This is a genomic window from Enterobacter sp. C3_dUdeg (assembly GCF_057536195.1).
The window spans coordinates 1,410,732-1,425,917 of record NZ_BAAKFX010000001.1 but is presented as its reverse complement, the minus strand read 5'-3'; the positions used below and the strand labels follow the sequence as shown (position 1 = coordinate 1,425,917).

The 15,186-nt window shown below is 56.4% G+C and carries 13 protein-coding genes; 6 read left to right on the top strand and 7 right to left on the bottom strand.

Going from position 1 to position 15,186, the window contains the following annotated elements; translation table 11 throughout:
* Nucleotides 1–20 precede the first annotated feature (20 nt).
* Complete coding sequence (yeaG, locus tag AC27FC_RS06745; RefSeq protein ID WP_008500713.1) at nt 21–1,955, bottom strand: protein kinase YeaG; 1,935 nt, start codon at nt 1,953–1,955, stop codon at nt 21–23.
* Nucleotides 1,956–2,386: 431 nt separating this feature from the next.
* On the opposite strand from yeaG, the gene AC27FC_RS06740 reads away from it, so the two are divergent.
* Nucleotides 2,387–3,133, top strand: coding sequence for a MipA/OmpV family protein (locus tag AC27FC_RS06740; RefSeq protein ID WP_032657936.1), 747 nt, complete (start codon nt 2,387–2,389; stop codon nt 3,131–3,133).
* Between the two features lie 78 nt (nt 3,134–3,211).
* Here the strand turns inward: AC27FC_RS06740 and AC27FC_RS06735 are convergent, their stop codons facing one another.
* Nucleotides 3,212–4,096: a D-hexose-6-phosphate mutarotase gene (locus AC27FC_RS06735; RefSeq protein WP_196354575.1), complete on the bottom strand. Its 885-nt coding sequence runs from the start codon at nt 4,094–4,096 to the stop codon at nt 3,212–3,214.
* A gap of 74 nt (nt 4,097–4,170) precedes the next feature.
* The gene (gene gapA / locus AC27FC_RS06730; protein ID WP_023311257.1) at nt 4,171–5,166 is read right to left on the bottom strand and encodes a glyceraldehyde-3-phosphate dehydrogenase; all 996 of its coding nucleotides are present in this window, start codon (nt 5,164–5,166) and stop codon (nt 4,171–4,173) included.
* A gap of 340 nt (nt 5,167–5,506) precedes the next feature.
* Between gapA and msrB the strand changes: the two genes are divergently transcribed.
* Entirely contained in the window at nt 5,507–5,920 is a 414-nt protein-coding gene (msrB, locus tag AC27FC_RS06725; RefSeq protein WP_008500710.1) for a peptide-methionine (R)-S-oxide reductase MsrB, read from the top strand.
* A gap of 56 nt (nt 5,921–5,976) precedes the next feature.
* Nucleotides 5,977–6,240 (top strand): YeaC family protein, encoded by a 264-nt coding sequence (locus tag AC27FC_RS06720; RefSeq protein WP_196238666.1) that lies wholly within the window; start codon nt 5,977–5,979, stop codon nt 6,238–6,240.
* A gap of 45 nt (nt 6,241–6,285) precedes the next feature.
* On the opposite strand, the gene pncA is transcribed toward AC27FC_RS06720, so the two are convergent.
* The 3 genes from pncA to sppA all read right to left on the bottom strand — a co-directional run bounded on the left by pncA (nt 6,286) and on the right by sppA (nt 9,873).
* Complete coding sequence (gene pncA, locus AC27FC_RS06715) at nt 6,286–6,927, bottom strand: bifunctional nicotinamidase/pyrazinamidase (RefSeq protein WP_058840806.1); 642 nt, start codon at nt 6,925–6,927, stop codon at nt 6,286–6,288.
* A gap of 9 nt (nt 6,928–6,936) precedes the next feature.
* On the bottom strand, nt 6,937–7,953 hold the full coding sequence (gene ansA / locus AC27FC_RS06710) for an asparaginase (RefSeq protein ID WP_008500705.1): 1,017 nt from the start codon (nt 7,951–7,953) through the stop codon (nt 6,937–6,939).
* A gap of 63 nt (nt 7,954–8,016) precedes the next feature.
* Complete coding sequence (sppA, locus tag AC27FC_RS06705) at nt 8,017–9,873, bottom strand: signal peptide peptidase SppA (RefSeq protein WP_048977354.1); 1,857 nt, start codon at nt 9,871–9,873, stop codon at nt 8,017–8,019.
* A gap of 167 nt (nt 9,874–10,040) precedes the next feature.
* Between sppA and AC27FC_RS06700 the strand changes: the two genes are divergently transcribed.
* The 3 genes from AC27FC_RS06700 to AC27FC_RS06690 all read left to right on the top strand — a co-directional run bounded on the left by AC27FC_RS06700 (nt 10,041) and on the right by AC27FC_RS06690 (nt 13,663).
* Nucleotides 10,041–10,592: an NAD(P)H nitroreductase gene (locus AC27FC_RS06700; RefSeq protein ID WP_033145247.1), complete on the top strand. Its 552-nt coding sequence runs from the start codon at nt 10,041–10,043 to the stop codon at nt 10,590–10,592.
* Nucleotides 10,593–10,707: 115 nt separating this feature from the next.
* Nucleotides 10,708–11,751, top strand: coding sequence for a selenide, water dikinase SelD (gene selD / locus AC27FC_RS06695; RefSeq protein ID WP_039262032.1), 1,044 nt, complete (start codon nt 10,708–10,710; stop codon nt 11,749–11,751).
* A 4-nt stretch (nt 11,752–11,755) separates the two neighbouring features.
* Nucleotides 11,756–13,663: a DNA topoisomerase III gene (locus AC27FC_RS06690; protein WP_048977359.1), complete on the top strand. Its 1,908-nt coding sequence runs from the start codon at nt 11,756–11,758 to the stop codon at nt 13,661–13,663.
* A gap of 71 nt (nt 13,664–13,734) precedes the next feature.
* Here the strand turns inward: AC27FC_RS06690 and gdhA are convergent, their stop codons facing one another.
* Complete coding sequence (gdhA, locus tag AC27FC_RS06685) at nt 13,735–15,078, bottom strand: NADP-specific glutamate dehydrogenase (protein WP_196354571.1); 1,344 nt, start codon at nt 15,076–15,078, stop codon at nt 13,735–13,737.
* Nucleotides 15,079–15,186: the final 108 nt, after the last annotated feature.

Sequence of the window (15,186 nt, the reverse complement as noted above, 5' to 3'; positions counted from 1 at the left end):
CCGCCACCGGGCACTTGTTTTTAAGACGATTTACGCACGCGCAGATACCATTCGCAGAGCAGGCGGACCTGCTTGCGGGTGTAGCCTTTTTCCATCATACGGTCGACAAAGTCGTCGTGCTTTTTCTGCTCATCGGTTGAGGTTTTGGCGTTAAACGAGATCACCGGCAGCAGCTCTTCGGTATTGGAGAACATTTTCTTCTCAATGACCGTGCGCAGTTTCTCGTAGCTGGTCCAGTTCGGATTGCGCCCGTTGTTATGCGCTCTTGCGCGCAGGACAAAGTTGACAATCTCGTTACGGAAGTCTTTCGGGTTGCTGATCCCGGCAGGCTTCTCGATTTTTTCCAGCTCCGCGTTCAGGGATTCACGGTCAAACAGCTGGCCGGTATCCGGGTCCCGGTACTCCTGATCCTGGATCCAGAAGTCAGCATAGGTGACATAACGGTCGAAAATGTTCTGCCCGTATTCTGAATAGGATTCCAGGTAGGCCGTCTGGATCTCTTTGCCAATGAACTCGGCGTATTTCGGGATCAGGTAACCTTTGAGGAACTCAAGGTAGCGTTCAGCCTGCTCCTGCGGGAACTGCTCGCGTTCGATTTGCTGCTCCAGCACGTAGAACAGATGAACCGGGTTGGCCGCCACTTCCGCATGGTCGAAGTTAAAGACGCGGGAGAGGATCTTAAACGCGAAGCGCGTGGACAGACCGTTCATCCCCTCATCAACCCCGGCATAGTCGCGGTATTCCTGATACGACTTCGCTTTCGGGTCGGTATCTTTCAGGCTTTCACCGTCATAGACGCGCATTTTCGAATAGATGCTGGAGTTTTCCGGCTCTTTCAGACGCGAAAGGATGGAGAAGCGCGACAGCGTTTCCAGCGTTCCCGGTGCGCAAGGAGCGTGCACCAGCTCGCTGTGGTTAAGCAGTTTCTCGTAAATTTTGATCTCTTCGGAGATCCGCAGGCAATAAGGCACCTTGACGATGTACACGCGGTCAAGGAAGGCCTCATTGTTTTTGTTATTACGGAAGGTCACCCATTCAGATTCGTTCGAGTGGGCGAGGATAATCCCGTTGAACGGCAGGGCGGAGATACCTTCCGTCCCGTTGTAGTTGCCTTCCTGGGTAGCCGTCAGCAGCGGATGCAGCACTTTAATCGGTGCTTTAAACATCTCGACGAATTCCATAATCCCCTGGTTCGCACGGCACAGCGCGCCTGAGTAACCGTAGGCATCCGGATCGTTTTGCGCGAAGTTTTCCAGCTTGCGGATATCGACTTTACCTACCAGAGCCGAGATATCCTGGTTGTTCTCATCACCGGGTTCTGTTTTGGCGATGGCGATCTGCTCAAGGATAGACGGCCAGACCTTCACCACGCGGAATTTGGTGATGTCGCCACCAAACTCGTGCAGGCGTTTTGCCGCCCACGGCGACATGATGGTACCGAGGTAGCGACGCGGGATGCCATACTCTTTATCCAGAATCTGCGCGTCTTCCTGCGGATTGAACAGGCACAGCGGATGGTCGTTCACCGGGCTGCGTTCACCGTTGGCGCTCAGCACATAGATAGGAACGCGCTGCATCAGCGACTTCAGGCGTTCAGCCAACGAGGATTTACCGCCCCCCACCGGGCCGAGTAAATAGAGGATCTGTTTCTTCTCTTCCAGACCCTGAGCGGCATGCTTCAGATAGGAGACAATCTGTTCGATGGCATCTTCCATACCATAGAACTCTTCAAACGCCGGGTATCGGGCGACCACCCGATTCGAAAAGAGACGGGAAAGCCGAGGCTCCAGGGCAGTGTCAACCATGTTTGGCTCACCAATGGCCATCAATAGCCGTTCTGCCGCATTGGCATAGGCACTGCGATCTTGCCGACAGATGGTAAGAAACTCCTGCAGTGTGAACTCTTCGTCCTTGGCAGCTTCATAGCGCTGGCGATAGTGATCGAATATATTCATGGCATGCCGTCCTTTCGTTTTTTAGCACAGGATAAGAGCCGTTCGTATGAGTAGTGGAGGCTCCCGGAAGAGAATCTCTCGCACCTCACTGCCAGAGCAGCAACCTGTGTGCCAGGTCAGACGCTAAGAACCGCAGGGTGTTCAGGAAAACTCTTCTTAAATTAAAGCGTAGATGGCATTTGCAAAACTTGCATGCCCAGAAAATCTACTTTCAATGACATATCAATAACTCATCCAAAAATTTCCACTGTCGTTATAAGACAAATGCACGTTTTTCATTCAGTGGTCATATAAATGAAAGCGTGTTGTCATCTGAAAAGTTAAAAATAACGGGTTAATCAGACTGATTAGCAGGCAAAAAATTTTGGGATGTACGGGAATGGCGGTTACACTTCATCCGCTGATTATTTGACTACAGGAAAGAATGGATTGTGACCAAACTCAAACTTCTGGCATTAGGCATCCTTGCCGCAACCGCAGTGAACACCGCGCAGGCGGAAAGTCAGTGGACGGTTGGCGCGGGTGTTGGCGTCATTAACAGCCCGTATAAACAGTATGACCGTGATGTTTATCCTGTTCCCGTTATCACCTATGAAGGCGACAACGTCTGGTTCCGCGGGCTCGGCGGCGGCTACTATCTCTGGAACGATAAGGCCGATAAGCTCTCCATCATGGCCTACTACGACCCAACGCACTTCAAGCCGGGTGACAGCGACAGCCATGCGCTTCGCCAGCTCGACAAGCGTAAAAGCACCATGATGGCCGGGCTCTCGTATGTACATAACACCGAGTATGGCTTCCTGCGTACGGCCCTGGCGGGTGACACGCTGGATAACAGCAACGGCTTTATCTGGGATCTGGCGTGGTTGTACCGCTACACCAACGGCGGGCTCACCCTGACGCCGGGTATCGGTGTGCAGTACAACAGCGAGAACTACAACGATTACTACTACGGCGTCTCTAAAAACGAGTCCCGCCGCAGTGGTCTGAAAAGCTACAGTGCAGATGACGGCTGGGATCCTTACCTGGAGCTGACCGCGAGCTACAACTTCCTCGGTGACTGGAGCGTGTACGGTACCGGCCGCTATGAGCGTCTGAGCGATGAAGTGAAGGATAGCCCGATGGTCGATAAGTCCTGGGCAGGCATCTTCTCTGTGGGTGTGAGCTACAAGTTCTGATTGTGCATTAATTTAGTGCAATTTATGCATCAAAACGGGGCGCTTGCGCCCCGTTTGCTTTAGCGTGGTGCAGGGAGTTTATCGCTTAACAATGCGAATCGTCTGCCCTAAACGGGACGGTTTTTCCTCACTCGCTTTTTGCGGGTTGCTCACGCAAGCGGTTTCCACGCAGACAAACGTTTTGTAGCCTTCATCCGTCATATCGGCCATGCTGACGGACAGCGCAGGGCCCGGGTTCCAGCCCACCACGTCGCTGTGATGATGATGGACCACTTCAATGCCGCGGTTCAGGGCGCCGTCGTGGATCACGCTGCACGCTTCCGGGTGCAGGTAAACGCGGTCGGTACGGTCAGGGAATGCCTGAACGCCGTCGCTCAGTTTGCCTTCTTTCGCGTTATCCACTTTGTCGATATAGGCATCGCCCAGGCCGCTCACCTTCACGGCGCTGATATCACCCACGTTGAAATAGGTGTGCAGGGCAGAGGTGGTTTCGAACTCGCCGTGAGCTTCCAGTTCGATTTCACAGGTTTTACCCAGCTTGAAGCGGGCATACAGGGTGAAATCGTGCGGCCAGAGGGCGCGGGTTTCATCATTAGCCTGCAGCTCAAAGGTCAGCACTGCGCCGTTGTCATCTTCGTTATGCGCTTTCAGCGTCCACTGCTGGTTGCGGGCAAAACCGTGAGACGGCAAACCCGGCTGTGCGGACGGGCCGAACCACGGCCAGCAGATCGGTACGCCACCGCGGATTGCGGCCCCTTTTTTGAAGGAGGTCGCATCGCTCAGCCATAAGCCTTCTGCTTCGCCTTCCGGTTTCCAGGAGAGCAGGTGGGCGCCGTTGAGCGCTACGGAGGCTTTAACGCGTGGGTGGTCAACGACGATGACATCAGCACCGTCAATCTGACGGCGGGAGAGCACAGGGGTAAGTTGTTCGACTACCGGAAGTGCAAAAATTTTATTAGTCATTAAGCAATCCTCTGTCTAAAAACAATAAAAAAGGCGACCGAAGTCGCCTTTTTGGATCAAACACTCATCTCAACTTATTTGGAGATGTGAGCGATCAGGTCCAGTACTTTGTTAGAGTAGCCAGTTTCGTTGTCGTACCAGGAAACCAGTTTCACGAAGTTGTCGTTCAGTGCGATACCTGCTTTAGCATCGAATACTGAAGTGCAGATTTCGCCGTTGAAATCGGTAGATACAACGTCGTCTTCGGTGTAGCCCAGAACGCCTTTCATTGCGCCTTCGGAAGCAGCTTTGATCGCTTTCTTAATTTCTTCATAAGAAGCAGCTTTTTCCAGACGAACGGTCAGGTCAACAACGGATACGTTAGGAGTTGGAACGCGGAACGCCATACCAGTCAGTTTGCCATTCAGTTCTGGCAGTACTTTACCTACAGCTTTAGCAGCACCGGTAGAGGATGGGATGATGTTCTGAGCCGCGCCACGGCCGCCGCGCCAGTCTTTGTGAGACGGGCCATCAACGGTTTTCTGAGTAGCGGTAGTCGCGTGAACGGTAGTCATCAGACCTTCGATGATGCCGAAGTTGTCGTTGATAACTTTAGCCAGCGGTGCCAGGCAGTTGGTGGTGCAGGATGCGTTAGACACGATATCCTGGCCAGCGTAAGTTTCGAAGTTTGCACCACGAACGAACATTGGGGTGTTGTCTTTGGAAGGACCAGTCAGAACAACTTTCTTCGCACCAGCGGTGATGTGTTTACGCGCAGTTTCGTCGGTCAGGAAGATACCGGTTGCTTCAGCAACAACGTCAACACCGATTTCGTTCCATTTCAGGTTAGCTGGGTCTTTTTCAGCAGTAACGCGGATGGTTTTGCCATTAACAACCAGGTGGCCGTCTTTCACTTCAACGGTGCCGTCGAAACGACCGTGAGTTGAGTCGTACTTCAGCATGTACGCCATGTATTCAGCGTCCAGGAGATCGTTGATACCAACGATTTCGATGTCAGAACGTTTCTGAGCAGCACGGAAAACAATACGGCCGATACGGCCAAAACCGTTGATACCTACTTTGATAGTCATATATTCCACCAGCTATTTGTTAGTGAATAAAAGGTTGCCTGTAAAATTACAAAAACCTTACGCAGCGTCAAGCGGAATCGTGTCAATCATTGCGACAAATCAATCCTGTGACTAACGTTTGTGCGACTGACTCGCCTCACTTTCCCTTTGAGCTTGCACCCATATGGGGGCTGAGCCGGGATTTTAAAGTCCTCGCAGGATAAAAATGTGAACGTGATCACAATTGCCTGACCGCTTATTCGCGACACATAAGTTTAGATCAAAAGTGCACGCAAGGGTGTTAATGTTTTGTTAGAATCCGGGTTGAAAGATGTCTGTTTCTACAGCGAGATGTAAGCATATGTCGAACCAACGTAACCCTGACGATTTGAAAAAAAACCTCACAGAAATGCAGTTTTACGTGACGCAGAATCACGGAACGGAACCGCCGTTCACCGGGCGTTTACTGCACAACAAGCGAGACGGCGTCTACCACTGCCTGGTCTGCGATGCGCCTCTGTTCAATTCACAAACGAAATTTGATTCTGGCTGCGGCTGGCCGAGTTTCTACGAGCCGGTGAGCGATGAGGCCATCCGCTACCTGACCGACTCGTCGCACGGTATGGTGCGTACGGAAATTCGCTGCGGCAACTGCGATGCGCACCTTGGGCACGTCTTCCCGGATGGCCCCCAGCCTACGGGCGAGCGTTTCTGCGTAAATTCGGCCTCAATGAGCTTCACCGATGATGAAAACGGTGACCAGATTAAGGGTTGAAAAAACGATTCAGCAAATTATTCCTTTGAAAGGGCGCGAGAGTGAATATTGATGACATGATTAGCGGCATGACGCCGGAGATTTATCAGCGTCTGGTGACCGCCGTAGAACTGGGAAAATGGCCCGACGGCGTTGCGCTGACGCCGGAGCAAAAAGAGAACAGTCTTCAGCTGGTGATGCTGTGGCAGGCGCGCAATAACACCGACGCGCAGCACATGACGATCGACACCAAAGGCCAGATGGTCATGAAGAGCAAGCGCGAGCTGAAAGAAGACTTTGGCATCACGCCGAAGCCGATTGCGACGATGAAAATGCAATAACGGTGCAGGTTGATACCCTCTCCCACAGGGAGAGGGCGTAAAAGACTACGCCTGTGTTTCCAGCCAGTCTTCGAGCGTATACAGCGTTGCGCCTTCCGCAGCCATATCCATAAACGCCTGAGCGCTGTCCTGCGGGTGAATGTTTACCCCGCGGCAGCCGTCGGTGATGACGCTGACGGTATACCCCAACTGGAGCGCGTCCAGCACGGTAAACTTCACGCAGTAATCCGTCGCCAGGCCCAGCACGATCAGCTCCGTGATTTCATGGTGGCGTAACCACGCGTCCAGCGCCGTTTTCTGGCGATGCCCGTTATCAAAAAACGCGCTATAGCTGTCGATAGCCGGGTTTTCACCTTTATGGAACACCGCGTCGATGGCTTTCTGGTTCAGGAGCGGATGCAGCTCCGCGCCTTCCGTCTGCTGTACGCAGTGATCCGGCCAGAAGGTTTGCGCCAGCCCGTCGAGTTCTCCCTGAGTGAAAGGCTCGACGTCGTGCTGGCTGGCAAAGCTGCCGTGGTTCGCCGGGTGCCAGTCCTGGCTTGCGACAACCGCTTCACCGCGGGCTTTGCACCAGTCAATCAGCGTGTTTGCCACGTCAACGGTGCTGTCACCTTCGGCGACGGCCAGCGCACCGCCCGCGCAGAAATCATTTTGCAAATCGACCAGTAGCAGGGCGCGTTGCTTCATGAGCACTCCTTATTCGTCCGGGGTCAGCTCGCCGCGCAGGTTTTGCATCATCGCGCTGCGAATGGACTGAATGTCCAGATCCTGACTCAGTAAATAGTGAAGTTTAGTCAGCGTTGCCTCAACGGTCATATCGAAGCCGCTGATAACCCCCGCATGTGCCAGCGCGTTGCCGGTGGCATAGCCGCCCATGTTGACCTTTCCGGACATACACTGGGTCAGGTTCACGACCACAATTCCGCGCTCGCTGGCTTCCTGAAGCTCTTTCAGGAATTCGCCGTTCTGCGGCGCGTTGCCGACGCCATAGGAGCGCAAAATCAGCGCTTTCACCGGCTGGCGCAGGAAGTTACGCACCACGTCGGCGGAGATACCCGGGTAGATAGTGACCACGCCAATCGGCTGCGGAGTGATCGGATGCACGATCAGCTCGCCGGCGGTGTTCGGCGCAGGCGGCGTGCCCAGACGACGGATATGAATCCCGGCCTCCAGCAGCGGCTGCAGGTTAGGGGAGGCGAAGGCGTCAAAACCGTCAGCATGGGCTTTGGTGGTACGGTTGCCGCGATACAGCCGGTTATTGAAGAACAGCGACACTTCGTTGATCGGGTAATTCGCCGCCACGTACAGGGAGTTCAGCAGGTTGATCTGCCCGTCCGAGCGCAGCTCCGCCAGCGGAATTTGCGACCCGGTGACGATAACCGGCTTGCTCAGGTTCTCCAGCATGAAGGAGAGCGCCGAGGCGGTAAACGCCATGGTGTCGGTGCCGTGCAGGATCACAAAGCCGTCGTACTGGTCGTAGTGGGCTTTAATGTCATCCGCGATGTGCTGCCAGTCTTCCGGCGTCATGTCGGAGGAGTCCATCAGCGGCTCGTATTCGTGGATGGTGAAGTCAGGCATTTCCGGACGGTGGAATTCTGGCATCAGCGCAAGCTGACGCTGAAGGTGACCGGAGACAGGGATATAGCCGTTTTCAGAGCGCTGCATACCGATGGTACCGCCAGTGTAGGCTACATAAATCGATTTCTTCTGCATGGTAGTGAGTTCTTGTTCTTCAAAAGAAAAAAATCCCCTCTTCGCGGGAAGAGGGGACGGTTTTTAACGGACGTTAGCGCAGGTCAGGCAAAACGCGTAACGACTCTGTGGATCGTTAAAGGCCGCAAGCTTGTCGCTTTCCGCCTTCATTGCTTTCGCCGCCGTGGCGACCGGCGCAGGCAGGTAAGCCTGCATCGCCTCCGGCAGCATGGCGCGTACCGAGCCGGACATGCTGTCCATGACCATATCGAAGAACGACGGCTCGTCCTGATAATACTCGATATGCCACTGCTTGAGCTTCGCCAGCTCGGCGGCTTTCTTAACCGCGTCATCGAAGTCGCCCAGGCTGTCCACCAGACCGTTGCTCTTCGCATCCTGGCCGGTCCAGACGTGGCCCTGTGCGATCTGGTCGATCTGCTCAGGCGTCTTTTTACGCGAGTCCGCCACCAGGGTGATAAAGCGCTTATAGCCGTTCTCAATGCTGAGCTGCATCATCTCAGAAACCTCCGGCGGCAGGGATTTGGTCACCGACACATCCGCCAGCGGAGAGGTGGCCACGCCATCGGTATGCACGCCCAGAGAATCCAGGCTATTCTCCACGGTGTTGATCACCCCAAAGATGCCAATCGAACCGGTCAGCGTGCTTGGGTTGGCTACGATGTAGTTGGCTGGGGTTGAGATCCAGTAACCCCCGGAGGCGGCCATTCCGCCCATGGATACGACGACCGGCTTGCCGGCGGCACGCGCCGCGGCCAGTTCAGCGCGGATCACCTCGGAGGCGCTGACGCTGCCGCCAGGGCTGTTCACCCGCAGGACGATCGCTTTCACTTTCGGATCCAGGCGAGCATCGCGGATTTGTGACGCGGTAGTATCTCCGCCCACGTTACCCGGGGTCTCCTGACCGTCCATGATGGCGCCGTTGGCAAACACTACCGCGACGCTGTTACCGCTGTCATCCGGCTTTTTCGTCGAGTAATCATACATGCTGATGGCGCTGTAATTTTTATCCTCTTTGCTCCAGCCAAACTGCTTGCTCAGGGATTTTTCAATCTCGGCGCTGGTGCCCAGGGCATCCACCAGTTTGTTATCCAGAGCATATTTCGCGGTATCACCGTCAACCTTACGCAGGCCATCCAGCACGCCTTTCGCGCCGGGGAACGCCTGCTCAGGCGTAATCTGGCGGTTGGCGGCAACGGTGCCGAGATAGTTCTGCCACAGCTCGCCAATCCAGCGGCTGTCCGCTTCACGGGCGGCAGGAGACATGTCGTCGCGGATAAACGGCTCGACGGCTGATTTATACGTGCCGACGCGGAAGACGTGGGTGGTAACCTTCAGCTTGTCGAGCAGGGATTTATAGTACAGGCCGTTGGTGGCAAAACCGTGCAGATCCACCGTCCCCTGCGGGGAGAGCCAGATTTTATTGGCGAAGCTCGCCAGATAATATTGCCCCTGGCTGTAGCTGTCGCCCACGGCAATCACCGGCTTGCCGCTGTCGCGGAATTCACGCAGCGCTTTACCGATGTACTGCATTGAAGGCTGATCGCCTCCGGCGAAATCTTTCAGATCCAGCACGATCCCGGTGATGTTACGGTCGTCTTTGGCCTGACGGATGGTATCGACGATATCGAACAGGGAGTTTTCCTGCAGACGGTCTGATGTCGCGCCAAACAGCTGGCGGCTGATTGCCCCCAGACGGTTGCTGGCGGACGGTTTATCAACGATAACGCCAGTGATATCGAGTAACAGGGCCCCGCGAGTCGAATGCTGCGCCTGATTCGCGTTGCTGATATGCATCCAGATGCCCGCGCAAACCAGAACCAGCAGGATGAAGAAGATGTTCATCACCAGGTTGCGGACGAAGTTGAGCAGTCGCCACGTCCATTTAAAGAAACCGGCAATGATTCGCCAAAGGGTTCGCATGTATTCTCCCTAACCAGAAAATGACTGTTTCCGTCGCCACTGGACGGTAATGTGGGGTTATCGTAATGACCCAACCGCCACTTGTCAGCAGGAATCGCCTGCCAGTCTGTAACAAAATCTGCCGTCGTGTTAATTTTGTGAGTAAATTTCAAGAAAGGAGTTAACCAATGGACGCACTCGAACTGCTTGTTAACCGCCGTAGCGCTTCCCGTCTGGCCGAACCTGCCCCGGCAGGCGAGCAGCTGGAGAACATTCTGCGTGCCGGCATGCGTGCCCCCGATCACGGCACGCTGCAGCCGTGGCACTTCTTTGTGATTGAAGGCGAAGGCCGCGATCGTTTCAGCCAGCTGCTGGAACAGGGCGCGGTTGCCGCCGGGCAGGATGAGAAAGGTATCGACAAGGCGCGCAATGCCCCGTTCCGCGCCCCGATGATTATCGCCGTCGTGGCGAAATGCCAGGCCGGCCATAAGGTGCCGGTCTGGGAGCAGGAAATGTCCGCAGGCTGCGCGGTGATGGCGATGCAAATGGCCGCCGTCGCGCAGGGCTTTAACGGTATCTGGCGTACCGGTGCGCTGACCGAAAGCCCGGCGGTCCGTGACGGTTTTGGCTGCGGTGAGCATGACAAAATTGTCGGTTTCCTCTATCTCGGCACCCCGCAGCTTAAAGCCTCCAGCACCATCAGCATTCCGGACACCACGCCTTTCGTCAGCCATTTCTGATAACGCACCTAAACTGTCTGGATTCTGAGCATCTGCCGCAGAATTCAGACAGTCATACTTACCTCTTTATGGAATGAGCGCTACCATAGCGCGATTGAGATGACAGGAGACGTCCATGAGCGAGCAAACCATTCGTTTAACGCAGTACAGCCACGGAGCCGGTTGCGGTTGTAAAATTTCCCCGAAAGTGCTGGAGACCATCCTGCACAGTGAACAGGCGAAGTTTGTCGACCCGAACCTGCTTGTCGGCAATGAAACGCGTGACGATGCTGCAGTTTATGACTTAGGTAACGGCACCAGCATTATCAGTACTACCGACTTCTTTATGCCGATTGTCGACAACCCGTTCGACTTCGGGCGCATTGCGGCCACCAACGCCATCAGCGATATCTTCGCGATGGGCGGTAAGCCGATCATGGCGATTGCCATTCTGGGCTGGCCGATCAACACCATCCCGCCGGAAGTGGCCCGCGAGGTGATTGATGGCGGACGTTTTGCCTGCCAGCAGGCGGGGATTGCGCTGGCCGGTGGTCACTCTATTGATGCGCCGGAGCCTATCTTTGGCCTGGCCGTTACCGGCGTAGTGCCGACCGAACGCGTGAAGCGCAACAGCACCGCGCAGGCGGGCTGCAAACTGTTCCTCACCAAGCCGCTGGGCATTGGCGTGCTGACCACAGCCGAGAAAAAATCCCTGCTGAAACCGGAGCACAAAGGCCTGGCAACCGAAGTCATGTGCCAGATGAACCTCGCCGGTGCGGCGTTTGCCAATATCGACGGCGTGAAGGCGATGACCGACGTCACCGGTTTTGGTCTGCTGGGGCACCTCTCTGAAGTGTGTCAGGGCGCGGGCGTGCAGGCGCAGGTCTGGTATCAGGACGTGCCGAAGCTGCCGGGCGTGGAGGAGTATATTGCTCAGGGCGCGGTCCCGGGCGGTACCCAGCGCAACTTCGCCAGCTACGGTCACCTGATGGGCGAAATGCCTGAGGAGTGGCGCAGCCTGCTGTGCGATCCGCAAACCTCCGGCGGCCTGCTGCTGGCGGTCACGCCGGAATCCGAAGCCGAGGTTCAGGCCACTGCCGCCGAGTTCGGCATCACCCTGACGGCGATCGGCGAGCTGGTGACCGCGCGCGGTGGCCGACCGATGATTGAGATCCGTTAATTCGATGCGGTTGTTTATTGCCGAAAAGCCGAGCCTGGCCCGTGCTATTGCCGATGTGCTGCCTAAACCGCATCGCAAAGGCGACGGCTTTATCGAATGCGGTAACGGGCAGGTGGTCACCTGGTGTATTGGTCACCTGCTTGAGCAGGCGCAGCCGGATGTCTACGACAGCCGCTACGCCCGCTGGAATTTAAACGATCTGCCCATCGTGCCGGAAAAATGGCGCCTGCAGCCCCGACCTTCGGTCACCAAACAGCTCAACGTGATTAAGCGCTTCCTGCATGACGCCGCTGAAATTGTGCACGCGGGTGACCCGGACAGGGAAGGGCAGCTGCTGGTGGATGAGGTTCTGGACTATCTTGAGCTGGCGCCGGAAAAGCGCCAGCAGGTGCAGCGCTGCCTGATTAACGACCTCAACCCGCAGGCCGTTGAGCGGGCGATCTCTCGCCTGCGCGCCAACAGCGAGTTTATTCCGCTGTGCGTCTCGGCTTTAGCCCGCGCCCGCGCCGACTGGCTGTACGGCATCAACATGACCCGCGCGTACACCATCCTCGGGCGCAACGCGGGCTATCAGGGCGTGCTCTCCGTGGGGCGCGTGCAGACGCCGGTGCTGGGGCTGGTCGTGCGTCGTGACGAAGAGATTGAGAACTTCGTCGCCAAAGATTTCTTTGAGGTGAAAGCGCATATCGTCACGCCTAAAGACGAACGCTTTACCGCCGTCTGGCAGCCTAGCGATGCCTGTGAATCGTATCAGGATGAAGAGGGGCGACTGCTCCATCGTCCGCTGGCGGATCACGTGGTTAACCGCATTACCGGCCAGCCGGCTATCGTCACCAGCTATAACGATAAACGGGAATCAGAACCCGCGCCGCTGCCGTTCTCGCTTTCTGCACTTCAGATTGAGGCGGCCAAAAAGTTTGGCTTAAGCGCGCAGAACGTGCTGGACATCTGCCAGAAGCTCTACGAAACCCACAAGCTCATCACCTATCCGCGTTCGGACAGCCGCTATCTGCCGGAAGAACACTTTGCCGGTCGCCACTCGGTGATGAACGCCATTAGCGTGCACGCGCCGGATCTGCTCCCGCAGCCGGCGGTGAATCCGGACACCCATAACCGCTGCTGGGACGACAAAAAAGTCGATGCTCACCACGCGATTATCCCGACGGCGCGCGCCAGCAACGTCAACCTGACCGAGAACGAAGCGAAGGTCTATAACCTGATCGCCCGTCAGTACCTGATGCAGTTCTGCCCGGACGCGGTATTCCGTAAGTGCGTGATTGAGCTTGAGATTGCCAAAGGCAAGTTTATCGCCAAAGCGCGTTTCCTCGCGGAAGCGGGCTGGCGCACGCTGCTGGGTAACAAAGAGCGCGACGAAGAGAACGACGGCACGCCGCTGCCGGTGGTCGCCAAAGATGACGAACTGCTGTGCGAGAAGGGCGAAGTGGTTGAACGTCAGACCCAGCCGCCGCGCCATTTCACCGATGCGACACTGCTGTCGGCGATGACCGGGATCGCCCGGTTTGTGCAGGATAAAGATCTGAAGAAGATCCTGCGCGCCACCGACGGTCTGGGGACGGAAGCGACGCGAGCGGGGATCATCGAGCTGCTCTTTAAGCGCGGCTTCCTGGAGAAAAAGGGACGCTACATCCACTCAACGGAACCGGGCCGGGCGCTGATTCATTCTCTGCCGGAGCTGGCCGCGAGGCCGGACATGACCGCGCACTGGGAATCGGTGCTGACGCAGATCAGCGAGAAGCAGTGCCGCTATCAGGACTTTATGCAGCCGCTGGTCGGGACGCTTTACCAGCTGATCGATCAGGCGCGCAGCACGCCGGTGAAAACGTTCAGAGGGATGGTTGCGCCCGGTGGCGGCGCGAAGAAACCGTTCAAGAAGAAAAAGAGCGCGGCCTGATACGCCCGGTTTTCTCCCTCTCCCTGTGGGAGAGGGCCGGGGTGAGGGCTCCCGGCCGCACGCGATAAACCTTAAATCACACCCTGACCAATCATCGCATCCGCCACCTTCACGAACCCGGCGATATTCGCCCCGCGCACGTAGTTGGTTTGCGACGCCTCGCCGCCGTACTCCACGCAGGCATGGTGAATATCCAGCATGATGTGGTGCAGGCGCGCATCCACTTTTTCCGCCTTCCAGCCGAGACGCGCGGCGTTTTGCGCCATCTCGAGGCCGGAGGTCGCCACGCCGCCCGCGTTAGCGGCCTTGCCCGGCGCAAACAGCACGCCCGCTTCCAGGAACAGGTCCGTCGCGTCGATGGTGGTCGGCATATTCGCCCCTTCGGCCACCGCTTTTACGCCGTTGCTAATCAGGGTACGTGCGGCGTCCGCATCCAGCTCGTTCTGCGTTGCGCACGGCAGGGCGATATCCACCGGAACGCCCCACGGCTGTTTCCCTTCCAGGTAGGTCAGGCCAAGCTCCCGGGCATAATCCGCCACGCGACCGTCGCGGCTGGCTTTGATTTCACACAGGCGCGCCAGCTTCTCTGCCGTAAAGCCCGCTTCATCCACTACCGTGCCGCTGGAGTCAGAGGCGGTCACCACGCGAGCGCCAAGCTGCATCGCTTTCTCAATCGCGTACTGCGCCACATTACCTGAGCCGGACACCGCGACGCGCATACCTTCAAAGCCTAAACCGTGACGCTTGAGCATCGCCTCGGTGAAGTAAACCAGGCCGTATCCCGTCGCTTCCGGGCGGATCAGGCTCCCGCCAAACGACAGCCCCTTGCCGGTAAAGACGCATGCGCTGTTGTTGGAGAGCTTTTTCATCATCCCGGCCATAAAGCCCACTTCACGTCCGCCCACGCCGATATCACCGGCAGGAACGTCGGTATCCGGGCCGAGGTGACGGTAGAGTTCGGTCATCAGCGCCTGGCAGAAGCGCATGACTTCGCCTTCGCTTTTGCCTTTCGGGTCGAAATCGCTGCCGCCTTTCCCACCGCCCATCGGTAGCGTGGTGAGGGCGTTTTTAAAGGTCTGCTCGAAGCCGAGGAATTTCAGAATCGACAGGTTCACGGACGGATGAAAACGCATGCCGCCCTTAAACGGGCCAATGGCCGAGTTAAACTGAACGCGCCACGCGCGGTTAACCTGTACCTGGTTGCGATCGTCAACCCACGTCACGCGGAACTGGATCACGCGCTCTGGCTCGACCAGGCGTTCAAGCAGAGACATCTGGCGATAACGCGGGTTTTGTTCAAGGAAGGGCCACAGGGTGGTCATAACTTCACGCACGGCCTGCGCGAACTCGCTTTGGTGCGTGTCGCGCTGCTGAACATGGGCAAGGAAACTTTCCAGAGAGCGTGTCTGATCCATAGATATAAGAACCTCTTATCGTATTTTATGTTTATTACTTATGCGATTTGTGTTGTTTTTTTGACTATACCACCCGTACCGCTTTGTGAGGCAAGCAGAAATTTATGA